This is a genomic window from Pseudoalteromonas sp. SG45-3, from assembly GCF_014164075.1.
GTDB classification, from domain to species: Bacteria; Pseudomonadota; Gammaproteobacteria; order Enterobacterales; family Alteromonadaceae; genus Pseudoalteromonas; species Pseudoalteromonas distincta.
In genome coordinates this window covers 26358-52686 of record NZ_JACJEN010000005.1, presented here as the reverse complement: position 1 = coordinate 52686, position 26329 = coordinate 26358, and the positions used below count along the sequence as shown (strand labels likewise).

Here is a 26329-nt window from a genome sequence, read left to right as displayed (position 1 = left end):
GGAGATGTCCTTATACGTAGCGGTTAACAATATTCTCAAGCAGCTCTTGTCGGCCAGAAACTTGCTTAGGATAGATGTCGTTTTCGTGTACTAACGCAGCAAGGCTCTCAAGTGATTGTTCACCTTTTAAAATGCTTTGGCCTAGGTCTTCTTTCCAACCTGCGTAACGTTTTTCTACAAAGTCAGAAAGCTCGCCGCCTTCAATCATTGCTGCTGCATTGAGTAATGCTTTTGCCATCGTATCCATACCACCAATGTGACCGATGAATAAATCATCGCGTTCACACGATTGACGACGAAGTTTAGTATCAAAGTTAAAGCCACCGGTTGTAAAACCGCCATTCTTTAAAATTTCGTAAACGACAAGTGTTCACTCAGCTACATCGTTAGGGAATTGATCTGTATCCCATCCGTTTTGCATATCACCACGGTTAGCATCAATACTACCCATAATACCTTTAGCGCAAGCAACGGCAATTTCGTGGTGGAAGCTATGACCTGCAAGTGTTGCGTGGTTTGCTTCAATGTTTACTTTAATTTCGTCTTGTAAGCCGTGCTTGTGTAAAAAGCCTGCAACCGTTGCTGTATCGTAATCGTACTGGTGCTTAGTTGGCTCTTGTGGTTTTGGCTCAATTAATAATGTGCCTTTAAAACCAATTTTTTTCTTGTGTTCTACAACCATTTTCAAAAAGCGTGCGTACTGCTCGCTTTCTTGCGCAAGATCTGTATTTAGTAGTGTGTCGTAACCTTCACGACCACCCCAAAGTACGTAGTTTTCGCCGCCTAAACGATGCGTAATTTCCATTGCATGTTTAACTTGCGCTGCTGCATATGCATACGTATTAGGATTAGGGTTTGTTGCACCACCGGCACAAAACGTTTGTTTGAGAACAAGTTAGCAGTACCCCACAGTGGCTTTACACCAGTGCGCTGCATTTCTTTTTAGATAATGTTAGTTATGTGCGTTACGTTATCGAGGCTTTCTTGTAGTGTTTTCCTTCAGGGGCAATATCAACATCATGAAAAATATTTGTATTTAAGTTTTTACATGAAACCAAAGGCAAAGAGCTTGAACAAATGAAAGGGTAAATATTACCCCTTTAATAAGCGCCAAAACTATTGTAATAGTTTGGCGCTTATTTTATTTATTTTCATATCTACAATGAAAAAGTGTGCTTATATTCATCTTTATTTTTCTATAAAAGACTCCTAATAGATAAAGTTATATTTAGGAGTCATTAATTTTCTAACTTGCACCGCAATAGTACCTTACATAAATTATGCTGGCTAAGTGGCCTTAATAATAGTTACCCTATTTGTATGGTTGTTTTAGCAAATTTAAGAGGTTGTAATTTAGGTTTTGCAAAACAATAAGCAAATGTCAGTGGACCTACTCTGCCAATCAGCATAAGTAAAATTATTATTAGCTGGCTTGGCATACTTAAATTACTAGTAAAATCACGAGATAGCCCTACAGTGCTCAATGCCGAAATTACTTCAAAAGTAATATCTAAAAGAGACGCTTGCTCGATTTTACTCATAATCATGATGCTTAAAAAAGCCGTAAATAAGTATAAAATTACAACACTCAATGCTTTTATCACAAGTTTGTCGCTTAGCTCTCTGTTAAATATGGTTACCTGGGGTTTTTGGCGTAAATAACTATACATAGCAAGTAGTAAAATAACAAAAGTTCCTATTTTAATGCCGCTTGCTGTACTTACCGAACCGCCACCTATTACCATTAATAACAATGTAAGCAATGTCGAGTCGGAACTGAGCTGGCTAATAGGTAAAGTATTAAAGCCTGCAGTACGTGGTGTAACTGCTTGAAACCAAGCAGCAATTACTTGCTCGTTAATAGGTAGGTTGGCAAGTGTGGCTGGATTTGAATATTCAAATAAAAAAATAAGCAAAAATGCACTGCAATTTATTACAGCACTTGCAATTAATACAATACGTGTATTAGTTGCTAATTTATGCCAGCGACGTTGTTGATATATATCTATTAAAACGGTAAACCCTAAGCCACCGATTATAAATAATGCACTGATAATAAGATTAACAGATACATCACTTTTAAAAGCCATTAAGCTATTACTGTCGAGTGCAAACCCGGCATTGTTAAAAGCCGAAATAGTATAAAATAGACTTTGATAGGCGCTACCCGCAATACCATAGTCATCTACCCAGCTAATAAAAAGTAAGCAAAATGCTATAGTCTGAATTATTAGCGAGTAAGTTATTACACATCTAGCTACATGGATCACTCCATTTAAATCGCTTGTATCGAATGCTTGGCTTGCAAGTAAACGTTGTTTTAATCCTAAGTTTTTACCAATACTTAAAAATGAAATAACGGCTACGGTCATAAAGCCGATTCCTCCAATTTGAATAAGTACCATAACAACACATTGCCCAAATGTGGTTAGCGCAGTACCTGTATCAATAACAACTAAGCCTGTAACTGTAACCGCAGAGGATGCAGTAAAAAAAGCTTGAATAAAGCTAAGCGATTCAACACTTGCAAAAGGTAATAGTAATAAGCAAGTGCCTAAAATAATGAGAGCAAAAAAACCAGCAGTTAAAATTAAAGGGGGGTTAACAGGCCTTTTGAAATTTTTTAAACGGCGATTAAATTGCTTTGGAAGTACGTGTGCTTGCCAGTTAATCATAAAGCTTTAAACCGTTTGGTGAGTTTTGTTAGGTAATGTTTAGAGCCCAGCAATACAAGGCTATCACCATGGCGTAACTCGGTGTCGAGTGTTAGGTCTGTATTGAAATTATCATCTCGGCGTAAGGTGAGCGGTTTTATATCTGAGTTACGCTCTTTTAGAAGCCAGCCAATATTGCGCCCTGATAAATGTAAATCTATGGCAAGCTCAACAATAAATGTAGATTGTGTAAGCGCAAAGTACTGGTTAACCATAGGGTAGTTAAGTGCATGTGCTACTCTGATCCCCATTTCTTCTTCGGGGTGAATAATACGAGATACGCCAAGTTTACTTAAAATTTGATGGTGACTTTTAGAGCACGCCTTAACCCATATTTGTTTAACACCAAGGTTTTTTAAATGCAGCACGCATAAAATACTCGCTTCTATGTTTTCACCAATTGCAACTAATACAGCTTGGCAGCTGGTTAAGTCGAGTCGAGCAAGCTGTGTTTCATCACTAGCATCTAAAATGACAGTGTAATTTAACTGATTAGCAAACGTGTTAATGGTGCTTTCGCTTATATCGGCTGCGCAAACGTGATGCCCCTGATTAGCAAGCTCAAGCGAGGCGGTAACACCAAAACTACCTAATCCAATTACTGCAAACTGTGCCATGTGCGTTCCTATTTAAAAAATACTACATAGCAAAGACTATGGAATTTTAAAAAAGAGTCACCCCATATCAATTAAGCTTTATAAACATTTAACACTACAGCCAAAAATCTTTATAAAAACTTTATACACAACGTATTAAAAAGCAGTAACCTATAAAAAGAGAATTTTATGGGAGTGCACAAATGGGTATTAATAAATGGCTTAAGCCGCTTTTATTAACAACAATTGCGCCTATTTTTATTGTGCTGGCTATTTTTCCAGTTCGAGAGTGGCTAACGACCACCGACATTGTGATGTTGCAATTACTTTGGGTAGCATGGGTTGCGGTGCGTCAAAATGCCGCCTTAGCGGGGATTACAACGTTAGTTAGTGTGGCATGTACCGACTGGTTTTTTGTACTGCCGTACTTTACATTTCATATCGAAAAAATTGAATACTTAGTCACTTTTACTGTCATGCTTATAGTTGGCTTGATGATAAGCAAATTGGCGGGCGAGCTAAGTAAAAACGTTCGTGATACCCAGTTACATGCCAGTAATATACGATGTTTATATGAGTTAGCTAAGGCGCTTAATGGGCTTGATGATATAAACGATCAGCGCCAAGTATTTACAACATCGATTAAAAACCATCTAGGTATTACACTTCGTTGGAACAATAATACAATGGATAATGGAGAGTACTTCAATATCGAACAAAACACACAATGGGGCGGCTTTATTTCAGATGCCGAACTTAGTCCTGAAAACCGTGCATTTATAGATACGGCACTGTCTTTGTTGTTTCAGGTCCACGAAAACTCAAATCTTAGAAACCAGTCGGCATCGATGAAAGTACAAGCAGAGTTAGAACGTGCTAAAAACGCATTGCTGCGTAGTTTATCTCATGATCTACGCACGCCTTTAGCTACTATTATGGGTTCATCAAGCATGTTAGCTGACGAAAATATTGAGCTAAGTAAGGCATCAATTACAGAACAAGCAAAAAATATTTATGAGCAAAGTGAAATCTTAAATCAGCATTTTAATAAAGTGATGGAGCTTAGCCGGGTAAATAAAATAGGAGAGCAGCTAGCGTGGCAAGCTATCAACGTACATACACTTGTTACTGAGGCTAAAGCACGCAGGCAGCGGCAATTAAGTGGTTTTAACTTAGCGTTAGTATTTGATAAAGCTACTTGTTGTATAGGTGATATAACACTTTTAGAAATCGCGCTTGCGAATATATTCGAAAACGCGGCACGTTACGGTGATGGAGCGGCGACAGTGGACTTTAATACTGAGCGAATTGCTAATATAACACACTATAAAATAGCCGTAAGCAATCTCATAGTTACTCATCCAAGCAGTTCGGATGAAGGAGTTGGGCTTGGTAGCGTAATTTGCGATGTAGTTGCTCAGTTTCATCAAGGCGAATTTGTATTAGCTATTGATGAGCTGACCCAAGTAGCCACAGCAATACTTAGCTGGAGTGCAAAGAATGATTAATGTATTGGTGCTAGAAGACTCACCTGCATTGCAAAGTTTTTTAAAAACATTACTAGGTGCCAGTGGCTATAACGTATCAATTAGTGCGAAAGGGCTTGATGGTTTTTCATTAATGAGTGAGCAAAGCTTTGACTTAGTGTTACTTGATTTGGGTTTGCTTGATATGGATGGACAGGCTTGGTTACTTGAAGTACGACAATGGAGCCAAATACCAATATTAGTGCTTTCGGCTCGCGATGGCGAGGTGGAAAAGGTTACAGCCCTTGATAATGGGGCAAACGATTATATAACCAAACCTTTTAGTGCAAACGAACTTCTGGCAAGAATGCGTGTGCTACTAAGAGTAAATACACAGCCCAGTTTGGCACTGCAATGCGGTAACATCATTATAGATCCGCATAAGCACACAGTTACGCTTAACAGCAGCGATGTAAAGCTCACTAATAAAGAATATAAAATTTTGCTTATGTTATTTCAAAATAAAGATAAAGTGCTTACTCATAATGCTATTTTAAGTCAGGTATGGGGGGAGCAATACATTAATAGACCTGAGTATATTCGTGTACATGTAGCGCAACTAAGACAAAAGCTTGAAGTAAACCCTGCAAGCCCTATTCATATCTTAACTGAGCCAGCGGTAGGTTATAGATTAGTTGGGTAGGCACTAAAAAATTATCGTCCTAAATTTAGCTATTTAGGACGATAAAGTTACACGTTTTCTAGTTTCGTTCCTTTGGTTTCTGTTACTAAGTAAATAACAAAAAGCACCGATATTAATGCGAAAAATGCATAGAGCGAATATGCGAGTACAAGCCCTCCAGCGGCTAGCAATATGGGAAAGGTAATAGTGACTAAAAAATTAGCCAGCCATTGAGCAAGCCCTGCAACTCCTAAGCCTAATCCTCTCATGCTATTTGGAAATATCTCGCCGAGCATTACCCACATTACGGGACTCCATTAAAGGTTAAAAAAGAATACATATAAGTTGGCCTTTACAAGAAAACCAAAGCAGCAAAATCTTGATTCCATACAAAAAATTAGTAATAACCGCTCATGGACATAGCCGAAGTTGATATAAAAGCTGAACATTCAGCTAACCCAATACAAAGCGAATTAAACCTGCTCTACAGAGTAGTGCTCTTTTTATTTCAGTGTGAGATACCCAAGTTAGTAATACTTATATAATGCGGCTTTTTCATGTGGCTGCATTAATCAATAAGCAATTGCTTAATAAGGCAACCTGCTTAATTTAGGAATTTAATATGAATACCTTAAAACGAATTCGCTTTATCATTGCAATGTTTATGAGCATAAGTATTTGTGCGAACGGGCAAGACTCAGCTGAACTTAATGAGCAAGCAAAAGCCACACATAATGTGATTGCAAAAACACAATTAGGGCTTGTTAAAGGGGGGTCTGTACTAGATACAAAAATGCCAGTTAATAAATTTTTGGGGATCCCTTATGCACAAGCACCTATTGCTAATTTACGCTGGCAGGGACCTAAAAGTGCGACTCAGTGGCGAGACGTGCTTGATGCAACTCAATATGCCCCTGACTGTATGCAAACCACATTTCCTGGTTATTCGGCGCCCCTAAAAGGCTCATTGAGTGAAGACTGCCTTTACTTAAATATATGGGCACCAGCACAAGATATCACTCAAAAGCGCCCAGTTATGGTGTGGATACACGGTGGAGGCTTTGTCAATGGCGGTTCGTCAGCGGCTATTTATAGTGGTCAGTCGTTTGCCGAATCGGGCGTTGTATTTGTTAGTTTTAACTACAGGTTAGGGCGTTTTGGTTTCTTTGCTCATCCTGGGTTGAGTGAACAAAGCAAAAATACACCGCTTGGAAATTACGGCTTAATGGATCAAATCGCGGCCCTAAAATGGGTTAAAAATAACATTACCCATTTTGGTGGAGACGCTGATAATGTAACACTTTTTGGTGAGTCAGCTGGTGGTCGCTCGGTGAATTTTCATATGTTATCGCCCCAATCTAAAGGGCTTTTTCACAAAGCGATTGTGCAATCAGGGGGTGGTAGAAGTGATTCGACAGAGACGGTCGTATACTTAAATAAAAAAGGCACTAAAGGTAACCCTTCAGCTGAGGATGCTGGCATTCAATTTGCTAGAAGTGTGGGAATTAATACCAATGATATAAAAGCACTCGCAAAACTACGTGCTTTACCTGCAGAAAAGGTATTGAGCGGTTTGAATATGATGAACGCAAATACGCCTACTTACAGCGGGCCTATGATTGACTCATCTATTGTATTAACAAGTGACGAGGAGGGGTTTGCTCAAGCTCTACAAACAAAAGTTCCACTTTTTATTGGCAGTACGGATTTTGAGTGGGGATTTTTAAAAGACTACAATCCGAAAGGTGCTATTGCAATAGCCACAGAAACGATCGAATCAGTGAACAATAAAGCTCAGTTTACTAAAGCGTATGCGCCATTTGTGCTAGCTAAAAATGGGGAGTTAAATTATCCACTGCTAGGCTCTATGATATTCGGTGATAAGCGTTTTGTAGAACCTGCGCGCTATATTGCAAGCAAAGCGAGTATGAGTGAAGAGCCTACATGGCTTTATCGTTTTAATTACGTCCCTAGCCACTTAAAAGGCAAAGTTGATGGCGCATACCATGCCACTGAAATACCTTTTGTATTTAATACTCTTGCGCAAAATCCGTTAACATCGCAAAACGATTTTAAAATTGCCAGTGCAATGCACGCTGCATGGGTAAGGTTTGCTAAATACAGCAACCCGTCACCTAAGCAAGGCATTGCTTGGCCTAATTACAATGCTAAAGATAATAGAATAATTGAATTTAACGAGAACGGAAGTGAGGTAAAACAAGACCCACTTGAGAATCGCTTAAATGAGATAACCAATCTAATTAGCCAATAAACATTTATAGAGCCCGTATATATACGGGCTTTTATTGGCATAAATATTAAATTTTCATAACTAAAATTTATATTTTTAGAGCGTGTTGATATGTGTTTATTAAAAAATTAAACAAAGCATGTTTAGTGCATTTTAAGCATGATATTAGATTTTAATGTATTAACCATTTGGTCCGTCTGTTAGGCTGATTCAGTATGCTAAAGCTGCATATGTGCCATTTAAATTAAACTCAAATACCACACAATAGCATTAAATCAAGGCGCAAACCCTGACCAAAGCGTTGCTGTTTACTTTTTAATTATTACGAAAAATTTCATTGATTCAGTAAAATTGTAGCTAGGTAAGCCGTATTTATTGGGTAGCAGACATGGCCTTAACGATTCAAATACATAGCTTATAGCTTAAAAGGAAAAGTTTAGGAGGCATATTATACAATTTGAATTCAATTGTTTTGATTCTGTGAAAGTTAAATTTCAGCAGCTAATCACCTCCAGATAAAATGTTGCCACTGAAATGTATGTTGTTTGGGTTAAATTTGTTACATATGGCAACCCATCACCTTATTTTACTCAAAATTTGCCACTACTTTCAGCGATAAAGAATGAAATTATTGAATTTAATCAGTTTTGGTAAGCTATCAAAAACGATCAGATAGTTAAGCTTTTAAACGATATAACTAAGTTAGTTAACTAATCGTATATATTAATAAATAAAGCCCATGTTACTAATATCATATGAGCTTATTATTTTAAGGGAACTTGTTTAAATTTTCTCGTATGGCATTCCCACATATTGGATTGCTATTACTTTTTTACCTTCTTCATAATTTAGATGAAAATCAAGGTCGGATGCCATGAATCGTTCAAGCGTTTTAGTCTCGTTTTCATTCATGTTGTCATCATCGTATTCATGCAGCATGTTTGACATCCACCATGAGAATCGCTCGGCGTGCCATACTCTTTTTAATGCTATTTCGGAGTATTTGGCTACCGCATCAGGTTCCTCACCATTGTATGTCTTATCTAGCAATTTGCTGAGGGTGGATACATCAGATGCTGCCAGATTAAGACCTTTAGCGCCTGTAGGTGGTACAATGTGAGCGGCATCGCCAACTAAAAATAAGCGTCCATCTTGCATTGGTTCACATACAAAGCTACGCAGAGGGGCAATACTTTTTTCAATGCTGGGGCCGGTAATCAGCATCTCAGCTACGTCTTCAGGTAAGCGTTTTTTAAGCTCAGTCCAAAATTCATCATCAGACCAATCTTCAATTTTATCAGTTAATGGCACCTGTAAATAATAACGTGAACGGGTTGAAGAGCGCATACTAGCTAAAGCAAAGCCTCGTTTAGTTTTACAGTAAATAAGCTCATCAGCAACGGGGGGAGTATCGCTAAGTAACCCAAGCCAGCCAAAAGGATAAATACGTTCAAATTCGTTACGTTTTTCTTTAGGGATAGATTGTCGAGAAACGCCATGAAAGCCATCGCATCCAGCAATATAATCACAGTCTAATTTATATTCAATACCATTTTGTGTAAACGTTACAAATGGGGAGTTTGAACTTTGCTCATGAATGGCAACATCACTAGACTCATAATAAGTCGTTGCCCCTATGTTTTGGCGCGCTTGCATTAAATCACGGGTAACTTCTGTTTGCCCGTAACACATAACGGTGCTGCCATTTGTAAGTGCCTTTATATCGATTCGATGACGTTGACCATAATGTGCTATTTCAAAGCCATCGTGAATGTGGCCTTCCTTTTTCATTCGCTCATCTACACCAGCTTCTGCTAGTAGACTCACTAATCCTTGTTCTAAAATACCTGCACGAATACGACCTAAAATATATTCGCCTGATGCGCGCTCTATAATTATGTTATCGATCCCCTTTTTAGCTAGAAGTTGACCGAGTAACAATCCAGAGGGCCCTGCGCCAATGATTGCTATTTTAGTTTTTAATGATTGCATTTTTATACTCGTTGAAAACATCGTGTTCTTTTATATTGCTCATTAGTTAATGTTTAAACCATTCACAATTGATGTCATCTGTTGTACTTTTGAGTCAAAGTTAATTTGAGTACACGTGCACATGAATAAAAAAATTCCATTTTATGACCTATACGGAGAGCCGTTTATTCGCCAAGAGCCAGGTGCTGTTCATGTTGAAGATATAGCTTATCGAAGCAGTGAGCTTAAATGGGAGATATCCCCACATCGTCATAATAAGTTAGTTCAAATTGTAATTGTTTTTAATAACTCTTGGGCTGCGAGGTTAGATGAAAGAGAGTATCAACTGAATGGGGATTGGGGGGTAATTATTCCGGCTGGTGTTGTACATGGCTTTCATTTTAAACCACGCACACAAGGCTTTGTGATTTCAATAGACGACAGTTTTTTAGTAAGCAATTATGGTGAGACTAGCCTGAATCAATTGTTATTAAAGCCATTAACGGTTGAGTTTGAAAATGCAGCACGTTTAGTGCATTTAAAGCACTACATAGAGCTGCTAATGTATGAAATTAATTATAATGAATTAGGTGCGCCTATTGCCGTTGAGCAATTGCTAAAATTGATATTGTTAAATATTTTTAGGCAAAAAAACACTACTCTTTTGGCAAGTAACGCCCGCAGTCGAGAAACAGAAATAGTCGTTAATTTTAGAAGCTTAATTGAGCTAAATTATACCTCACATATGACTATTCCTGACTACGCTGAGAAGCTACATATATCTACTTCAAAGTTAAACCGTATTTGTAAAAGTTTATTAAATGATTCTCCCAAAGCAATTGCTCATCAACGTCTGATCACTGAGGCAAAGCGACGTTTAATCTATACTACACAAACAATCGACGAAATAGCGCTTCATTTAGGATTTAAAGATAGCGCGTATTTTTGCCGTTTTTTTAAGTTAGCCACTAATACAACCCCAACATTATTCAAGCAACAGTCGAATATTAACTAGCTCGATTAAAGCATGCGCGTATTGTTTTTAATTATTGTTAAAAAACGCGATTGCATTTGGGTAGGCTGCCAGTCTTTTCGTATCGTCAGTCCTATACTACGGTCAGTATCGGGCAGTGTCATCGGGCAGATAGCTAATATTCCTGTTTGTACTTCTATTTCAACTTGCTTGGCTGGCAACAAGGCCGCTCGAGAACTGTTTAATAAAATACCGCGCGCAGCAACTTGCGAGCTGCACTCTATTACATGGCTTGGTGGTGGTAAACCTCGGCTAACAAATATGTTACTAAAAACCTGCCACGCGGGTGTGCTTTTGTTAGGTGCTACCCAATCAAGTTGCTGGAGCTCTTTTGTTGATATTGTTTGGCGGCTTGCCAAAGGGTGTTGAGCATTTACTACAACACAAAGTTGATCTTTAAATAATGGAATTTGTTCAATATCATTATGTTGAGCAGGGATGCGTAATGCACCGACAATGATGTCAATTTCACCATGAAGTAAGTTAGCTAGCTGCTCTTGGTATGGACCATCTATAATACTTAGCTGGGCATCAGGAAATTCATTATTTAAAGCAATAATACTCAATGGCACAATAGCTGAGCGTGCCAATGGTAAGCTACCTACTTTTAGAGCACCATCCATTTGTCCATTAAACTCCCTCATTTCATAAATACCTTGGCGTAATTCAGAGAAAAACAGCTTTGCAAAACGATTTAGCAAGTTTGCCGTCCAAGTAGGTTCAATACCCACGGGTGAACGTACCGCGAGGTCCTTTTTACATAGTTGCTCTAAATCTTTGATGCTGCGGTGTAAGGTGGGTTGCGACAAATTAAGTTTATTGGCTGCAGCGGTGTAGTTTTTCATTTGTACTAAGTGTATGAGTGCTACTAATTGCTTTGAAGTGACAGAGCGATTAAAGGCATCTTGCTTATGTTTATTATTAAAAATAACCCTCGAAAATTCATCCAAATACTCAAATGCACGTTCAACCCGATTTAGAAAAAATATACCGCTTGGCGTCGGTGTCATCCCCGAGTGGGTCCGAATAAATAGGACTTGATTAAGTTCGTTTTCAAGTTTTTTAATGCCTTGGGTGAGTGCCGACTGGGTTAAGTGAACAGTATTAGCTGCCTTGCTTAACGACATTAAGTTCCTTATATACAAGGCGCTTAACAAATGTCTATTGTTAAAATTCATTTTTATTTAACTCACACATTAATATTTGATTACTACCACTATAGAAAAAACTAATGTCCTTTGACAGCTTTTTAAAGTTCTTTATATAGCTGACTTCAATATACTCATTGCATCAATAGCGTTTAATTATAAATAAGGTAAATAGTATGGCTGTGTGTATTACAGATATAGCGCGCCCTAATAAAGAGATATTAGAAAAATACCAAAATGCTGAAGTTGCAACGGTACATGAGGCACAAGGTCGCGTTGGCTTATTAGCCAGCTATATGAAGCCTATTTATCGCTCTGCTCGTATTGCTGGCAGTGCAGTAACATGTGAAGTGGCTCCTGGCGACAACTGGATGATTCATGTAGCTGTAGAGCAATGTCAGCCAGGTGATGTACTTGTTGTTACACCTACGAGCGGGTGTATTGACGGTTTTTTTGGTGACTTGTTGGCAACTTCATTACAAGCGCGAGGCGTTAAAGGTTTAATTATTGATGGTGGCGTACGCGATATCGCAACACTGACTGAAATGGGCTTCCCGGTTTGGTCTAAAGATGTTTATGCGCAAGGTACAGTTAAAGAAACCATTGCAAATGTCAATGTGCCAGTTGTGTGCGCAGGGGCTTATATAAAACCTGGAGACATCATTGTTGCTGATGATGACGGCGTTGTTGTTGTTGAACAAAGTCGTGGTGAAGAGGTTCATGAAAAAGTCCTGAAACGTGTTGCTAACGAAGAAGACAAGCGAAAGCGTTTAGCTTCGGGTGAGTTAGGTTTGGATATATATGCTATGCGCGAGCGTTTAGCAGCTAAAGGCTTAACTTATATAAAGCAAAGTGAGGATAAGTAAATGCACGCGGCTATTCCTTGCTCAATTATGCGCGGTGGTACCTCTAAAGGGCTTTATTTTTTAGCCAGTGATCTTCCGAGTGATTCCTCAAAGCGCGATGAATTACTGTTACACATAATGGGGTCGCCTGACACAAGGCAAATTGATGGTTTAGGTGGTGCGCATCCTCTCACCAGTAAAGTGGCTATTGTTGAAAAATCAATGCGAGCAAATACTGATGTGGATTACCTTTTTTTACAAGTTGTAGTTGATAAAGCGGTGGTGAGTGATACACAAAATTGTGGCAATTTACTCGCCGGTGTTGCGCCATTTGCAATTGAGCAGGGCTTAGTGAATGCAAAAGAAAAAACAACCGATGTTCGAATTCATATGCTAAATACTGCAGCCTCAGCTGTTGCACGCGTTCAAACTCCTAATGGCAAAGTAAGCTATAAAGGGGATGCCGTAATCGACGGTGTACCAGGTTCAGCAGCGCCTATCACGCTCGACTTTCTAGATATAGCGGGTGCCAATTGTGGTGCACTTTTTCCTACGGGTAATGCCATAGATGAAATTAATGGGTATTCAATAACCTGTATTGATAACGGCATGCCGGTGGTTATTTTAGATGCTAGCGAGTTTGGTTTAGTGGGTGATGAGTCGCCTAATTCACTCGAAGATAATACCGATTTAAAGCAAAAGATTGAAGCTATTCGTTTAATCGCGGCTAAGATGATGAATTTAGGGGATGTAACTAATAAAACGATTCCAAAAATGTCTTTAGTAAGCCCTGCAAAAAATGGTGGGGTAATTAACACTCGAACATTTATACCCCACCGTGTTCATGAGGCTATTGGGGTGTTAGGCAGTGTGAGCGTAGCAAGTGCATGTGTTTTAAAAGGTACTGTAGCCTATAGGCATGCTAACCAAAACTTTATTGATGGGGAGTTTGATATCGTTGTTGAGCATCCAACGGGTCAGTTTACTGTTGAAATGCAGGTATCAGGTATCGCTCAACTGAGCACTTATAAAATACATCGTTCTGCGCTGTTAAGAACCGCGCGCTTATTAATGGTCGGCTCAGCAATGGCTTGATCGACTACTAAAAGATAGTTTCAATAATATTCTCAGCAGGAGACACACAATGATAATAGACTGCCACGGACATTACACAACAGCGCCAGAGTCATTACAGCTTTTTAGAGCAGCGCAAATTAAAGCATTTGAAGAGGGAAGAGCCCTTCCAGGCGTTCCCTATATTTCGGACGATGAAATTCGCGAAAGTATTGAAAAAAATCAGTTAAAATTACTTGATGAACGCGGCTTAGATATGACTATTTTTTCACCTCGTGCATCGGCTATGGCTCATCACGTAGGTAATGAGGAGGTATCAAAACAATGGACCTCAGCCTGTAACGATTTAATAGCGCGAGTTGTTGACTTATACCCTACGCGTTTTATAGGAGTGTGCCAATTACCACAATCGCCGGGAGTACCAATTGAAAATTCAGTTGCTGAGCTAGAGCGCTGTGTTAATGAATTAGGATTTGTTGGTTGTAATTTAAACCCTGACCCTTCTGGTGGTCATTGGACTTCAGCTCCGTTAACCGATCCGAGTTGGTTTCCACTTTATGAAAAAATGGTTGAGCTCGATGTTCCTGCAATGATCCATGTATCGGGCTCATGTAATCCAAATTTTCATGCGACGGGCGCGCATTATATGAATGCTGATACCACCGCATTCATGCAATTTTTACAAGGTGACTTGTTTAAAGAGTTTCCTGATTTACGGTTTATTATACCCCATGGTGGTGGAGCGGTGCCTTATCATTGGGGGCGTTATCGTGGATTGGCTGATATGATGAAGCAGCCACCTTTAAATGAGCACGTAATGAAAAATGTGTATTTTGATACCTGCGTTTATCACCAACCGGGGATTGATTTATTAGTAGACGTTATTGATACTAAAAACATTTTATTTGGCTCTGAAATGATTGGTGCCGTGCGCGGTATTGATCCGCAAACAGGACACTATTTTGATGATACTAAACGTTACATTGACACATTAGAAATATCGGCAGCGGACAAAAAAGCGATATTTGAAGAAAATGCGCGTCGCGTATACCCACGTTTAGACGCCAAACTAAAAGGGTTGGGTTTATGAGTCAATTTGTAATGGATGCCGATTGGCTTCATTGGCATCAATCGCCATCACAACCTAGCTTTGAGTTACCGAAAGGGGCTGTTGATGCGCATTGTCATGTATTCGGTCCTGGCAATGAGTTTGGTTTTGCACCCGAACGTAAATACACACCGTGCGATGCATCAAAACAGCAGCTCTGGGATTTACGCGATTACTTAGGATTTAGTCGAAATGTTATTGTGCAAGCAACCTGTCATGGAGCTGACAACAATGCGATGGTAGATGCGCTTTTAGCATCAAATGGTTTAGCACGTGGTATTGCAACTATTAAAGAAGATATTAGCGAAGCCGAGCTTGATAAATTACATGCTGCAGGTGTACGCGGTGTACGTTTTAATTTTGTAAAGCGCCTAGTTGATGCCTTGCCATTTGACTCGTTAAAACGTATAGCTGATCGTATTGTTAAACGTAATTGGCACATTGTTATCTATTTTGAAAGCCAAGATTTGCCCGAGCTTTATGATTTTTTCACTAGTTTGCCAACGACATTAGTCGTTGACCATATGGGGCGCCCAGATGTTACTAAACCTGTTGAAGGCGAAGACTTTGCGTTGTTTTTACAGTTTATGCGTGAGAATGAAAATGTGTGGTCTAAAGTAAGTTGCCCTGAACGGATCTCTGCTGATGGTCCTGATAAAGGCTACCAAGACGTTGTTCCTTTTGCGCGTAAAGTCGTGGAAAGTTTTCCTGATCGTGTTTTATGGGGCACTGATTGGCCGCACCCAAATATGAAAAGCCACATGCCCGACGATGGTAAATTAGTGGACATGATTCCACTTTTTGCACCTACTGCTGAATTACAGAAAAAGTTATTAATTGATAATCCAATGCGTTTGTATTGGTCGAAATAAGGAATACATATGGCTATTAATAAACCTTACAAAGAGGTGCCAGGTACCATTATATTTGACGCCGATATGGCGCGTTTAGGTTTTCACTTAAATCAATTTTGCATGTCGTTGATGAAAGCGCCAAATCGGAAGAAATTTAAAGCAGGTGAGAAAGTCTACCTTGATGAGTGGCCAATGAGCGAAGCACAAAAAGAAGCGGTTATAGCACGTGATTACAACAGAATGATGAGCCTAGGCGGCAATATTTATTTTCTTGCAAAAATATTTTCTAGCGACGGTATTAGTTTTCAAGCCGCAGCATCAACGATGACGGGGATGACACAAGATGAATACGCGCAAATGATGCTATCAGGGGGTCGTGCACCCGACAGCAGTAATACATTAAAGAAAGGAAGTTAATCATGGCCAAAATAAATGCAGGTGTTGCTACATCACATGTTCCGGCTATTGGGGCTGCTATTGATAATGGCATAACAGATAATGAGTATTGGAAACCATTATTTGAGGGTTATGATTACGCTAAAGAGTGGATAAAAAAGCAAAAACCAGACGTTGTATTATTAGTATATAACGATCATGCAACCGCGTTTGACTCTAATTTAGTTCCTACCTTTGCGATTGCAACGGGTGAAGAGTTTAAGCCAGCCGATGAAGGATGGGGGCCACGTCCTGTGCCAAATGTAAAAGGCTATCCTGAATTTGCTTCACATATTGCTCAATCTATTATTCAAGACGATTTTGACTTAACTGTCGTCAATACTTTAGATGTTGATCATGGCTTAACGGTCCCGTTATCACTGATGTTTGGTCAGCCTGAAAATTGGCCGTGTAAAGTTATTCCTATTGCAGTAAATGTAGTGCTTTATCCAACCCCATCTGGGCAGCGTTGTTACAATTTAGGTAAGGCCTTACGTAAAGCTGTAGAAAGTTTTGATGAAGACCTGAATGTACAAATTTGGGGGACGGGCGGCATGAGCCATCAATTACAGGGACCGCGTGCAGGTTTAATTAATAAAGAATTTGATAATGCTTTTTTAGATGACATTGTTGATGATGCTGAAAACTTAGCCCTAAAACCACATCTTGAATACATTAACCTAGCTGGCTCTGAAGGCATTGAGCTTATTATGTGGCTCGTAATGCGTGGTGCGCTCAATGATGAGGTTGAATTAAAGAAGCGTCATTATCATGTACCCGCATCTAATACTGCTGTTGGTCATCTTGTTTTAGAAAATAAATAACCTGGAGAAATTTTATGAAAGTAATTGTTGTTGGACCAGGCGCATTTGGAATTAAGCACCTTGACGGTATTAAAAATATCGAGGGTGTTGAAGTGGTAGCACTTGTTGGTCGTACGCTAGAAAAAACTCAAAAAGTGGCTGATGAGTATGGCATTCCACAGGTTTTTACAAGCTTAAATGATGCGCTTAAAATTGATGCCGATGCAGTGATTTTATGCACACCCACTCAGCAACACGCTGCGCAATCTATCCAATGTATGGAAGCGGGTAAGCATGTGCAAGTTGAAATCCCATTAGCAGATAGCTGGGAAGATTCATTAAAAGTAGTTGAGGTACAAAAGCGCACGGGGCTGACCTGTATGGTTGGGCATACTCGCCGCTTTAATCCATCACATCAATGGGTTAATAATAAAATTTCGGCTGATGAGTTTAGTATTCAGCAAATGGATGTACAAACGTACTTTTTCCGTCGTAAAAATATCAATGCTAAAGGCGAGGCCCGGTCGTGGACTGATCACCTTTTATGGCACCACGCTGCGCACACTGTTGATTTATTTGCTTATCAAGCAGGCGCTAAAGTGGTTAAAGCGAATGCTATTCAGGGACCAATTCACCCAGAGCTTGGTATTGCTTTAGATATGTCTATTCAATTACTAGCTGAAAATGGTGCAATTTGTACCTTATCATTATCGTTTAACAATGATGGGCCTTTAGGAACATTTTTCCGCTATATTGGTGACACAGGAACATACATAGCACGCTATGATGATTTAGTGGATGGCAAAGAAAATGCGATTGATGTCTCCGCTGTTGATGTATCAATGAATGGTATTGAGCTGCAAGATAGAGAGTTTTTTACTGCTATAAAAGAAGGTCGCGAGCCTAACTCAAGTGTGGAGCAGGTACTTGATTGTTATCGGGTGCTTCACGACTTAGAGCAGCAATTAAATAATCAATAATTAATCGCAAAGGAGGGCGTATGAATAAGCGTAAAATTAATGGTCATAGCGTTAATCCAATTGGGTTGGGCTGTATGAACTTGAGCCATGCCTATGGGAGTCCTCCCTCAGATGAAGCTGCAATTAATTTATTACACGCAGCGATTGATTTAGGTGTTGAGCATTTTGATACTGCCGCTTTGTATGGATTTGGTAAAAATGAAGCCCTACTAGGTAAAGCTTTAGCTCCACACCGAGATAAAATTTTTTTGGCGAGCAAATGTGGTATGGCGGGCGTTAATGGCAAGCGTGTTATTGATGGGCGTCCACAAACGCTTCGATCAACAATAGAGGCGTCTTTAACTAGTCTAAATACAGAAGTTCTAGATTTATATTACTTACATCGTATGGATAAATCTGTGCCGATTGAGGAGAGTGTTGGCGAGCTCTCGCGCTTAGTTGGTGAAGGAAAAATTAAAGCAATTGGCTTATCTGAGGTATCAGCCGACTCAATAAAGCGAGCAAATAATGTTCATTCTATTGCAGCGGTGCAATCAGAGTATTCGTTATGGACACGTAATCCTGAAATTGCAGTCCTCGAAACATGTAAGCATATAGGGGCTGCTTTTATTGCATTTTCACCATTAGCGAGAGGCTTCTTAACTGAGCAAGTTACCAGTCTAGAGGTACTAGTTGAAGGTGATATTAGACGTGGTATGCCACGCTTTAATGAACCTCATTTTAGCAAAAACAAGCAATTGTTAAGTGCATTAAAATCTATCGCACAAAGCACAAATTTAACACTGGCTCAATTGTGTTTAGCCTGGGTGCTTCATCAAGGTGAGCATGTTCATGTTATCCCTGGCACACAGAATAATACACATTTAGCCGATAATGTAAGTGCTGAAAAAATTGTACTGTCAGCAGAGCAGTTAACACAACTATCAGCTTTATTCTCACCGTTCTCAGTTAGTGGTCCGCGTTATCCTGAAGCAACTCAAGCGGAAATAGACACCGAAGAGTTTTAAATGTAGCAATTAAGGTTTTTCGTTTTGAGCTTATTACTAAATGATTTACTCACCCCGCTATATGCGGGGATTTTAATTGCATTCGCTTTTTTTGGATCATTTATTACCGCCACATTTGGCGCAGGAGGCGGCTTATTACTACTGCTTTCAATGGCCTCTATACTGCCTATGTCAATTGTTATTCCCGTTCATGGCCTTGTTCAGTTAGGCTCTAATGCGACTCGAGCAATAGCAACGTTTAGATACATTGACCTGAATATGTTGGCTTATTTTTCAGTAGGAGGGCTGTTTGGTGCTGTGCTATCGACTACTGTAGTAACACAAATAGCACTTGAGCCGATGAAAATTGTGTTGGCAATATTTATTTTTTATTTGTTGTGGGGCCCAAAGCCTAAATTTAGTGGCACATCACCAAGCGTGCGCTTTATTGCAGGGTTAAGTACTGCCTTTCTCTCTGTATTTGTTGGCGCTAGCGGCCCAATTGTAAGCAGTTACTTGTATACAAAAGAGTATGAAAAATTAAAATTTACGGCAACATTTTCAAGCTGTATGGCACTTCAGCATGTATTAAAAGCGGCGGTTTTTAGCGTTGTTGGATTTGCATTTTTTAATTGGCTGCCTTTAATTTTTTGCATGGTTATTAGTGGTGTGTTCGGAACGTTTGTAGGTTTACATGTATTAAATAAAACTCATGGAGCTAACTTTAGAAAGGTATTACGACTTATCTTGAGCTTTTTATCCCTGCATTTGATATGGCAAGGCGTCCGTTATTTTTATAATTAGTTGGGATAATATAAATAATACCCCCTCGCTGTCACTCATTTTCAGCGAAGGGGTATTAACAACCTAGTTAACCTAAAATCGGGTCAGTTATATTGCTTTAGCTAAAGCAATATGGGAGTCGCGCATAATTGCAGAGTGCTCAGCTTTGTCGCCTCCTTCTATTTCAATTTGAGCAAGTCGACCTGAGTTTTCAACAACAAGCTTACAACGCTCCCAACGGCGCTCTTTAAAAGCGGTTAGTGCGTGTTCTAACTGAGCATGCTTAGTTAGTTCATCAGCCAGTACAATAGCGTCTTCAATACCTATACATGCACCCGACGCTAAATGAGGTGTCGTTGCATGTACTGCATCGCCAATAAGTACGATTCGGTTTTTATGCCATGCTTCTTTAACTAATAGCCCTTCAAGTGGTCGGTAATCAATTTTAGAGTTTTCATTTAGGTGAGCATGTATTTCTTGTACTACCGGTGCTGGAAATTTGGCTACAAGTGCTTTTAATAAAGGTAAAAAGTCTTTTGGTTCAATATAATTATTTTCAATTTTATCCTCTGTAACAAACATATACATTTCGTTTTTCGACATAGGGTTAACCCCTACTTTAATATGTTCGCCTACCCACATTACCGTGTTATCAATGCCTTCAAGGCGAGGCAGTACGGCTCGCCATACACCTTGGCCTACAAATTTAGGCTTTTCAGCTTCAGGGAATGTGACTTGTCGTACTTTTGAGTACAAGCCATCAGCACCAATAATTAGGTCATATGTTTTTGTTGTGCCATCGGTAAAGGTTACTGTTGCCCCATTTTCGTCTTGTTCAATAGATGAAAATGTACAGCCAAGCCTAACATTGGCATTGGTTTGTTTCGTTTTATTTGCCAAAATTTGTGCAAGTGCTGGTCGCATTATAGCGCCCGCTTTTGGAATATTAGCATTAGCCATTAATGGCGTTGGTATATGGGCCAGGTGCAAACCATGTGGGGCATATATATCTAACCCTTCATGGGCACTGCCTTTTGCTAAAAACTCTTCTAAAATTCCAAGTTGTTGAAAAGCTCGAATTGTAGCTCCACCTAAACTGATCCCAGCCCCTTCTGCTCGCCAGTTAGGATCAATTTCTACCAAATCGACAGCAATATTTTTTTTCTCAAGTTCGATGGCTGCCGACATACCAGAGAAGCCACCACCAATTATTAATACATTAGAAATACACGGGTTCATTTTAGAACTCCTTTATTGTTGTTATATCCACCCAAATTTCATTGTGTTGGTGAATATCTAATTCAATGTTTGTTAAGGCCTGATTTTTACATGGCCCTTGTGTGCAAATACCAGTGCTAATTTCGAATAAAGCGCCGTGAGCAGCACAGACTATTTGATCACTTTTTGAATCTAAGTATTTATCTTTTTTCCAAGGTAATGTGGTATCACCGTAGTGAGGACAGATATCTTTATAGCCATAATACTCCCCATTTTTATGAACTATAAAGAGGCTGTCGCGCCCTTGATTAAGAGGGTCAAAGCCTTTAGCTTGACCCTCTGTAATATCGCTTTTATAGGCGATAAATACTTTACTCATGATTACTCTGGTTTACCGGGAGGTGGGCCCATTGGTGCCCACTTTTCGCGGTACTGAAGCAAGAAAGCTTGTGAATTATCAGCACCCGGCATTGCTTCTCGTGCAGTCCATTCATCATCGTGTAAATCCATATCAGCATCATATTCAATGTTGCAGCCAAACGGACTTTTGAAGTACCAAAACCAGTTTGATCCGAATATATGACGACCTGGCCCCCAAAAGCTTTGATAGCCTTTATTAACTAAGGCAGTACCTGCCTGAGAAACTTCTGTTGGTCCGCTCATATGAAAAGTGAAATGCTCAATACCTTGCATGTGTGGCGGGGTATTTATAAAAAATAATGTGTGGTGATCGTTGGTACCGGCAGGGCGCATAAAAGGACCTACATGGGTAAAACGATCCGTTGTAATAAAGCCTAAACGCTGTGCGTAAAAAGCTTCAGCTTTAACGGCATCCGGTACAAAATACACAACATGAGAAAGGCTACGAGGCTTTGCCTTGAAGTCTGTATTAATACCAATATTGTTTACAGCACGGTTGTTTTCACACCCTGGCGCGTTGACTTTTTCTGCTGGTAGATTCTCAAGCGATTGCCGTATGGTCACTTGAAAACCAATAACAAACCCTAAATCGTCAACAGATTCGATACTGCCATCGTCTAAAGTTGTTACTGTTCGGTCTTTTTCAAGCTCTGTTTTTAAAGCATCTATTGTATGCTGATCTTTTACACCGTAAATTGTTTTACGCAGCATTGAACCAGTAGCAAGAGGATTCGGTAATGAGCTGTCATCTGCTTTTTTAATCTCAATACCTGTGCCATCAAGAGCAACAAATCGTGTTTCAGTTTTTTGTGTTAAGCCATAATCTAGTGCGAACTGCTTACAACTCTCGGTGTCTTCAACACCAAAAACAAGCGTATCGGGGCCAATAATATTCATGGTGTGATCCTTATTGTTTTTTTAATTCGTTAAATGTTTCAGCTACCCAATCAGCTATGTACTGACCCGCGTTTGAACTGTTGTCGAAGCTAGAGTGCTGTACACCACCTTCTCGTTCTGTAAAGATTTTTAGCTCACGCTTAGGGCTATTGACTAGTTGCTCAAAGGTGCGCTCGGCCCATTTAAGTGGAATTTGCGAATCTTTAGCGCCGTGAGTGACTAAAAATGGCACTTTAATTTTTTCAATTTGACCATCAAGGTGGACGTTTTCAGCAATTTCCATGAAATCATCCATATTTTTTGCACCCCAAACCCATTGCACATGTGCCCAGTAATGAGGTACGGGGAAGTCACCTTCTTTTTCTAAGCGACGTTTTTGAACGTCACGCCAATCGTGGTTTGCACCCCATACACAGCCTAGGGCAAGTCTCGGTTCATTCGCTACCGCACGAGGGCAGTAATAGCCACCTAAAGAGACACCTTCCATGCCAATTAGCTTGCTATCTACTTCATCATGTTGTTCTAACCAATCAACAACAACACTTGCCCAATGCTCAGTGTCAAAACGAGCATGGAAGTCTTGTAGCTTTAACGCTTCACCTGTACCTGGTTGATCTAAAACAAGTGATGAAACGCCACGTTCTGCTAACCATTGTGGTAAACCAACGCGATATTTCATTTCCTTTGATGAATCTAGGCCGTTTATTTGTATAAGAATAGGGGCAGGGCCTTTAACGCCTTTGGCTTTGACATAAAGAGCACTAAGGTGTTTGCCTTCATAAGGAATTTCCACGCGTTCACAGTTTTCGTGACCCAGTTCGATTGATTTTTGAAAAAGCGAAAGTGAACGTTTATACAGCTCTGTTCTTCCCGAGGCGCCATGTGCTTGAATGCGTTCACAGGTTATAAGGTAGGTTGCAGCGCGATTATATTTGTACCCTGCAGAAAGTAGTCTGCCACGTTCTAGATCTTCTTCAGCAAGACCACATAGTTTATCGGCCATTTTAGCCCACGTGTCTCTAAATGCTTGAACGCCTTCTTTATCTGGTGATTTTGCAGCCTCTTGTAAAGGGCCACACATTTCTTCGATTTCGCCAATGCGAGCGCCCATTTCGATAGCTAAATTTACTGATAAATTCCATACATAATTCGTCGGGAAATACTTAAACATAATAACCTCTTAATAAATTAATGTGTTGTGCTCAACTACTTTTCTAGAAATGCGACAGCTCTGACAAAACCTGCTGAGGCATGTTTAATTTTGTAAGGAAAACATGAAACTAAAAAACCACTACTTGGTAGTGATGCTAAGTTTGCTAGCTTTTCCATTTGCCCATAACCAATGTCGCGACCCGCTTTATGGCCTTCCCAAATGATTGATGGGTCGCCGCTTTCTTCGAAACGTTGTTTAGTGAATTTAAAAGGAGCATCCCAGCTCCAAGCGTCGGTACCCACAACTTTTATACCGCGCTCTAAAAGATACAAGGTGGCTTCGCGGCCCATACCAACACCAGCATCAAGGTAACCAGGCTTACCGTAAACAGAGCCTGCACGGGTATTGACTAAAACGATGTCTAACGGCGATAAGGTGTGATTAATTCGGGCTAGCTCTTTTTCAACGTCTAGGGCAGTAATTACATAACCATCAGGGAAATCTCTAAAATCTAATTTAACACCGCGTTGAAAACACCACTCCAAGGGCAACTCATCAATACCAAAGGCTGGTTTTCCACCATCTGTGGTAGAGGCATAGTGCCATGGTGCGTCCATGTGAGTGCCACTATGAGTGGTGATCTCTAAACGTTCAGCCGCCCACGATTCATTTCCTGGGAGTTGATCTTTTTTTAAACCAGGGAACATTGATGACATTTCTGGCCAACCTTGTTGGTGGTCGGTATACTCGATTTTTGGTAATAATGGCGGTGGATCGGTATAGGGGTTATTCTCAAGCGTTACCGATAAATCGATTAATGTGTATTGTGATGGATTAAACATGTGTATTCTCCATTATGGCTTCTTGTTTTATATCTCCAAATATTGACTTGCCCTGCGAATCTAGTACTCGCATATGAACTGTTTCGCCAGATTGTAAAAAGTCTGTTTGTGGTTTGCCTGTGGCAATCATTTCCTTAGCACGTAGCTCTGAGATACAGGCTTGTCCTTTACTAATATCTGCGTTAGAAACAGTACCTGAGCCAAACACGGTGCCCGCTTTAATAGGGCGAGTTTTAGCGACATGGGCAATTAATTCATGAAAACCAAAAAACATCTCTGTGCCATCAGGCGCACCAAACCATTTGTCGTTACGGTAAACTTCTAGTGGCAGTGAAATACGACCATTGCGCCAGTTTTCACCAAGCTCATCAGGGGTAATAGCAAATGGTGCGAAGCTGGTAGGGCCTTTAGCTTGTACAAAGCCAAAACCTGTTTTCATTTCTCTTGGCCCGAGTGCGCGATAGCTGATGTCGTTAAGCATGACTATTAGACGTATTTTCTCAAGTGCAAACTCTGGACTACTCCCCATTGGGATGTCACCGACCATCACGCCAAATTCGCCCTCAAAATCAAGACCAACTTCGTTACTTGGAGCTGCAATTTTATCATTAGCGCTAAGAAAGCTATCGCCAGCACCTTGATAAACAAGTGGATAAATATCAGCATCTTCGATTGGGTCCAGATGAAATGCTTGCTGCATCAACACGCCATGATTTAAAAAAAGTGAACCGTCTAACCATTGCCAACTACGTGGTAAAGGGGCCATTAGTTGAGTGTTACACACTTTATTAATGCCTGTTAGCTCAAGTGCGTTAAGTGCCTCGTAGCGAAGTAAAAGCTTATCTTGTATAGCAGGCCATAAATCTAGTGCCTCTTGGAGCGTGCCGGCTAGGTCGCTAATGTCTACGTAGTCAGTTAGATCCTTAGAGACTAATACAAGCTGACCATCTGGTTTTGAATTATTAATTGTTGCAAATTTCATTGTGTGTCCGCAGATGTTGTTAAACTTTGGTTTAAGTTATATTAATACTTCATTTGTAATTGATGAAATTGAATGTTTAGATAGGTTGTATCAATAATTTTAATACTTAAAAATAATCAAAATTTAAAAATCAGCAGTGGACCAATGTTATGAGATTTGAGCATTTAGATTTAAATTTACTGGTTGCATTAGATGTTTTACTAGAAGAAAAAAACATAACCAAAAGCGCTAAGAGACTGCATTTATCGCAGTCTGCTATGAGCAGTATTTTGGGTAGAGCACGTGCCTTTTTCGAGGATGACTTGTTGGTGCAAGTTGGTAAAACTATGCAACCGACCCCTTTTGCGCTTGAAGTTCAAGTACCAATTACTGAAGTACTGACAACCATTAGAGGCGGGATTATTGGTAAGCGATTTAATGATCCATTAAAAAGTGAACGTCATTTCAAAATTGTTGCATCGGATTATGTTATTCAAGTTCTGTTTTCTAGTATTTTAACCGAGCTTGCTACGTTAGCTCCATTATTGACGTTTGAGTTTTTATCGCCGTTTTCGCATGAAGTTAATATACTTACCAAAGGAGGAGCCGATTTATTTATAGCACCGGAATCGGTAATGCTTGATGGTTACCCTAGTTCATTACTTATGGTTGATGAACTTGCATGTGTAGTCGATATGGATAACAAGTTAGTTGCTGGTGATGTAATTTCAGCTGAACAAGTTGGCAGTATGGGGCATGTGTCGGTAGGTTTTGCACGAACAAGTCATTTAAGTATTGAAACATGGTTAACGGAGACGATGGGAGGAAGTCGAAAAGTTGATATTATTACAAATGACTTTTCTACTATGATTTATACTTTGAAGGGGACTCAACGCGTAGCTATTTTACCCAAAAAGTTTGCCAATATACACGCACAAAAGCATGGTTTAAAGGTCGTTTCATTTCCCTTTGATACACCCCTTTTAGTTGAATCAATGATGTGGCACCCTACACTTGATAACGACCCTATACACCGGTGGTTAAGAGAAAAAGTAATTTCTACTGCACAAAACTTATAAAAAAGTCGCCTTAATAGGCGACTTATAGTT

General features: G+C 39.8%; 24 protein-coding genes and 2 pseudogenes. 14 read left to right on the top strand and 12 right to left on the bottom strand.

Annotated elements, in window-relative coordinates; translation table 11 throughout:
* Positions 1–10: 10 nt before the first annotated feature.
* From H5126_RS07850 to H5126_RS07840, 3 genes and pseudogenes are all read right to left on the bottom strand, one after another.
* Positions 11–1025: pseudogene (locus H5126_RS07850) on the bottom strand (xylose isomerase); the annotation flags it as partial.
* A 282-nt stretch (positions 1026–1307) separates the two neighbouring features.
* Positions 1308–2675 carry a TrkH family potassium uptake protein gene (locus tag H5126_RS07845; RefSeq protein ID WP_101163049.1) on the bottom strand — a complete coding sequence of 456 codons (1368 nt, stop codon included), beginning with the start codon at positions 2673–2675 and terminating at the stop codon, positions 1308–1310.
* Positions 2672–3331: a TrkA family potassium uptake protein gene (locus H5126_RS07840; protein ID WP_024596486.1), complete on the bottom strand. Its 660-nt coding sequence runs from the start codon at positions 3329–3331 to the stop codon at positions 2672–2674. Before H5126_RS07840 ends, H5126_RS07845 begins: the two co-directional genes overlap by 4 nt.
* Positions 3332–3513: 182 nt before the next feature.
* On the opposite strand from H5126_RS07840, the gene H5126_RS07835 reads away from it, so the two are divergent.
* Both H5126_RS07835 and H5126_RS07830 read left to right on the top strand, forming a co-directional pair.
* The gene (locus H5126_RS07835; RefSeq protein ID WP_182720885.1) at positions 3514–4818 is read left to right on the top strand and encodes a DUF4118 domain-containing protein; all 1305 of its coding nucleotides are present in this window, start codon (positions 3514–3516) and stop codon (positions 4816–4818) included.
* Positions 4811–5479 carry a response regulator gene (locus tag H5126_RS07830; RefSeq protein ID WP_101163047.1) on the top strand — a complete coding sequence of 223 codons (669 nt, stop codon included), beginning with the start codon at positions 4811–4813 and terminating at the stop codon, positions 5477–5479. Before H5126_RS07835 ends, H5126_RS07830 begins: the two co-directional genes overlap by 8 nt.
* 47 nt (positions 5480–5526) lie before the next feature.
* Here H5126_RS07830 and H5126_RS07825 read toward each other — a convergent pair.
* Positions 5527–5817, bottom strand: a pseudogene (locus H5126_RS07825) (MFS transporter); the annotation flags it as partial.
* Between the two features lie 263 nt (positions 5818–6080).
* Here H5126_RS07825 and H5126_RS07820 point away from each other — a divergent pair.
* Positions 6081–7730 carry a carboxylesterase/lipase family protein gene (locus tag H5126_RS07820; protein ID WP_182720884.1) on the top strand — a complete coding sequence of 550 codons (1650 nt, stop codon included), beginning with the start codon at positions 6081–6083 and terminating at the stop codon, positions 7728–7730.
* A gap of 762 nt (positions 7731–8492) precedes the next feature.
* On the opposite strand, the gene pobA is transcribed toward H5126_RS07820, so the two are convergent.
* Entirely contained in the window at positions 8493–9701 is a 1209-nt protein-coding gene (gene pobA / locus H5126_RS07815; protein ID WP_182711651.1) for a 4-hydroxybenzoate 3-monooxygenase, read from the bottom strand.
* Positions 9702–9822: 121 nt separating this feature from the next.
* Here pobA and H5126_RS07810 point away from each other — a divergent pair, with 121 nt between their 5' ends.
* A complete protein-coding gene (locus tag H5126_RS07810) occupies positions 9823–10695 on the top strand; it encodes a helix-turn-helix domain-containing protein (RefSeq protein ID WP_182711652.1) in 873 nt (290 codons plus the stop codon).
* 5 nt (positions 10696–10700) lie between these two features.
* Here the strand turns inward: H5126_RS07810 and H5126_RS07805 are convergent, their stop codons facing one another.
* A complete protein-coding gene (locus H5126_RS07805) occupies positions 10701–11840 on the bottom strand; it encodes a LysR family transcriptional regulator (RefSeq protein WP_259395096.1) in 1140 nt (379 codons plus the stop codon).
* Positions 11841–12037: 197 nt separating this feature from the next.
* Between H5126_RS07805 and H5126_RS07800 the strand changes: the two genes are divergently transcribed.
* From H5126_RS07800 to H5126_RS07760, 9 genes are read left to right on the top strand one after another with little or no spacing between them, the layout of a single operon-like run.
* Entirely contained in the window at positions 12038–12727 is a 690-nt protein-coding gene (locus H5126_RS07800; protein ID WP_154903784.1) for a 4-carboxy-4-hydroxy-2-oxoadipate aldolase/oxaloacetate decarboxylase, read from the top strand.
* Positions 12728–13801, top strand: a complete 1074-nt coding sequence (locus H5126_RS07795; protein ID WP_182720883.1) for a 4-oxalomesaconate tautomerase — start codon at positions 12728–12730, stop codon at positions 13799–13801.
* A gap of 49 nt (positions 13802–13850) precedes the next feature.
* Positions 13851–14870, top strand: a complete 1020-nt coding sequence (locus H5126_RS07790; protein WP_182695765.1) for an amidohydrolase family protein — start codon at positions 13851–13853, stop codon at positions 14868–14870.
* Positions 14867–15760 carry an amidohydrolase family protein gene (locus H5126_RS07785; RefSeq protein ID WP_182720882.1) on the top strand — a complete coding sequence of 298 codons (894 nt, stop codon included), beginning with the start codon at positions 14867–14869 and terminating at the stop codon, positions 15758–15760. Before H5126_RS07790 ends, H5126_RS07785 begins: the two co-directional genes overlap by 4 nt.
* A gap of 9 nt (positions 15761–15769) precedes the next feature.
* Positions 15770–16159 (top strand): protocatechuate 4,5-dioxygenase subunit alpha, encoded by a 390-nt coding sequence (ligA, locus tag H5126_RS07780; protein WP_154903787.1) that lies wholly within the window; start codon positions 15770–15772, stop codon positions 16157–16159.
* Between the two features lie 2 nt (positions 16160–16161).
* The gene (locus H5126_RS07775; RefSeq protein ID WP_182720881.1) at positions 16162–17001 is read left to right on the top strand and encodes a class III extradiol dioxygenase subunit beta; all 840 of its coding nucleotides are present in this window, start codon (positions 16162–16164) and stop codon (positions 16999–17001) included.
* Positions 17002–17015: 14 nt separating this feature from the next.
* Positions 17016–17960 (top strand): Gfo/Idh/MocA family oxidoreductase, encoded by a 945-nt coding sequence (locus tag H5126_RS07770; protein ID WP_182720880.1) that lies wholly within the window; start codon positions 17016–17018, stop codon positions 17958–17960.
* Between the two features lie 20 nt (positions 17961–17980).
* Positions 17981–18967, top strand: coding sequence for an aldo/keto reductase (locus H5126_RS07765; protein ID WP_182716390.1), 987 nt, complete (start codon positions 17981–17983; stop codon positions 18965–18967).
* A 24-nt stretch (positions 18968–18991) separates the two neighbouring features.
* Positions 18992–19750 (top strand): sulfite exporter TauE/SafE family protein, encoded by a 759-nt coding sequence (locus tag H5126_RS07760; protein WP_182721104.1) that lies wholly within the window; start codon positions 18992–18994, stop codon positions 19748–19750.
* Positions 19751–19837: 87 nt separating this feature from the next.
* On the opposite strand, the gene H5126_RS07755 is transcribed toward H5126_RS07760, so the two are convergent.
* Genes H5126_RS07755 through H5126_RS07730 form a run of 6 tightly spaced genes read right to left on the bottom strand, consistent with a single transcriptional unit; the run spans position 19838 to position 25241 of the window.
* A complete protein-coding gene (locus tag H5126_RS07755) occupies positions 19838–20968 on the bottom strand; it encodes an FAD-dependent oxidoreductase (protein ID WP_182681167.1) in 1131 nt (376 codons plus the stop codon).
* A gap of 1 nt (position 20969) precedes the next feature.
* The gene (locus H5126_RS07750) at positions 20970–21326 is read right to left on the bottom strand and encodes a Rieske (2Fe-2S) protein (RefSeq protein WP_182695759.1); all 357 of its coding nucleotides are present in this window, start codon (positions 21324–21326) and stop codon (positions 20970–20972) included.
* Between the two features lie 2 nt (positions 21327–21328).
* Positions 21329–22264 carry a VOC family protein gene (locus H5126_RS07745; protein ID WP_154902988.1) on the bottom strand — a complete coding sequence of 312 codons (936 nt, stop codon included), beginning with the start codon at positions 22262–22264 and terminating at the stop codon, positions 21329–21331.
* A gap of 10 nt (positions 22265–22274) precedes the next feature.
* On the bottom strand, positions 22275–23435 hold the full coding sequence (locus tag H5126_RS07740; protein ID WP_154902989.1) for a S9 family peptidase: 1161 nt from the start codon (positions 23433–23435) through the stop codon (positions 22275–22277).
* Positions 23436–23470: 35 nt separating this feature from the next.
* Positions 23471–24259 (bottom strand): cyclase family protein, encoded by a 789-nt coding sequence (locus H5126_RS07735; protein WP_154902990.1) that lies wholly within the window; start codon positions 24257–24259, stop codon positions 23471–23473.
* Complete coding sequence (locus H5126_RS07730; RefSeq protein WP_182716392.1) at positions 24252–25241, bottom strand: fumarylacetoacetate hydrolase family protein; 990 nt, start codon at positions 25239–25241, stop codon at positions 24252–24254. The genes H5126_RS07735 and H5126_RS07730 overlap by 8 nt, the downstream gene beginning before the upstream one ends.
* 149 nt (positions 25242–25390) lie before the next feature.
* Here H5126_RS07730 and H5126_RS07725 point away from each other — a divergent pair, with 149 nt between their 5' ends.
* Positions 25391–26299 (top strand): LysR family transcriptional regulator, encoded by a 909-nt coding sequence (locus tag H5126_RS07725; RefSeq protein WP_182721105.1) that lies wholly within the window; start codon positions 25391–25393, stop codon positions 26297–26299.
* Positions 26300–26329 lie beyond the last annotated feature (30 nt).

Excerpts from the sequence above, each read along its gene's own strand:
- H5126_RS07845 (WP_101163049.1), bottom strand. The coding sequence starts at position 2,675 with ATGATTAACTGGCAAGCACACGTACTTCCAAAGCAATTTAATCGCCGT.
- H5126_RS07840 (WP_024596486.1), bottom strand. The coding sequence starts at position 3,331 with ATGGCACAGTTTGCAGTAATTGGATTAGGTAGTTTTGGTGTTACCGCC.
- H5126_RS07835 (WP_182720885.1), top strand. The coding sequence starts at position 3,514 with ATGGGTATTAATAAATGGCTTAAGCCGCTTTTATTAACAACAATTGCG.
- H5126_RS07830 (WP_101163047.1), top strand. The coding sequence starts at position 4,811 with ATGATTAATGTATTGGTGCTAGAAGACTCACCTGCATTGCAAAGTTTT.
- H5126_RS07820 (WP_182720884.1), top strand. The coding sequence starts at position 6,081 with ATGAATACCTTAAAACGAATTCGCTTTATCATTGCAATGTTTATGAGC.
- pobA (WP_182711651.1), bottom strand. The coding sequence starts at position 9,701 with ATGCAATCATTAAAAACTAAAATAGCAATCATTGGCGCAGGGCCCTCT.
- H5126_RS07810 (WP_182711652.1), top strand. The coding sequence starts at position 9,823 with ATGAATAAAAAAATTCCATTTTATGACCTATACGGAGAGCCGTTTATT.
- H5126_RS07805 (WP_259395096.1), bottom strand. The coding sequence starts at position 11,840 with ATGTCGTTAAGCAAGGCAGCTAATACTGTTCACTTAACCCAGTCGGCA.
- H5126_RS07800 (WP_154903784.1), top strand. The coding sequence starts at position 12,038 with ATGGCTGTGTGTATTACAGATATAGCGCGCCCTAATAAAGAGATATTA.
- H5126_RS07795 (WP_182720883.1), top strand. The coding sequence starts at position 12,728 with ATGCACGCGGCTATTCCTTGCTCAATTATGCGCGGTGGTACCTCTAAA.
- H5126_RS07790 (WP_182695765.1), top strand. The coding sequence starts at position 13,851 with ATGATAATAGACTGCCACGGACATTACACAACAGCGCCAGAGTCATTA.
- H5126_RS07785 (WP_182720882.1), top strand. The coding sequence starts at position 14,867 with ATGAGTCAATTTGTAATGGATGCCGATTGGCTTCATTGGCATCAATCG.
- ligA (WP_154903787.1), top strand. The coding sequence starts at position 15,770 with ATGGCTATTAATAAACCTTACAAAGAGGTGCCAGGTACCATTATATTT.
- H5126_RS07775 (WP_182720881.1), top strand. The coding sequence starts at position 16,162 with ATGGCCAAAATAAATGCAGGTGTTGCTACATCACATGTTCCGGCTATT.
- H5126_RS07770 (WP_182720880.1), top strand. The coding sequence starts at position 17,016 with ATGAAAGTAATTGTTGTTGGACCAGGCGCATTTGGAATTAAGCACCTT.
- H5126_RS07765 (WP_182716390.1), top strand. The coding sequence starts at position 17,981 with ATGAATAAGCGTAAAATTAATGGTCATAGCGTTAATCCAATTGGGTTG.
- H5126_RS07755 (WP_182681167.1), bottom strand. The coding sequence starts at position 20,968 with ATGAACCCGTGTATTTCTAATGTATTAATAATTGGTGGTGGCTTCTCT.
- H5126_RS07750 (WP_182695759.1), bottom strand. The coding sequence starts at position 21,326 with ATGAGTAAAGTATTTATCGCCTATAAAAGCGATATTACAGAGGGTCAA.
- H5126_RS07745 (WP_154902988.1), bottom strand. The coding sequence starts at position 22,264 with ATGAATATTATTGGCCCCGATACGCTTGTTTTTGGTGTTGAAGACACC.
- H5126_RS07740 (WP_154902989.1), bottom strand. The coding sequence starts at position 23,435 with ATGTTTAAGTATTTCCCGACGAATTATGTATGGAATTTATCAGTAAAT.
- H5126_RS07735 (WP_154902990.1), bottom strand. The coding sequence starts at position 24,259 with ATGTTTAATCCATCACAATACACATTAATCGATTTATCGGTAACGCTT.
- H5126_RS07730 (WP_182716392.1), bottom strand. The coding sequence starts at position 25,241 with ATGAAATTTGCAACAATTAATAATTCAAAACCAGATGGTCAGCTTGTA.
- H5126_RS07725 (WP_182721105.1), top strand. The coding sequence starts at position 25,391 with ATGAGATTTGAGCATTTAGATTTAAATTTACTGGTTGCATTAGATGTT.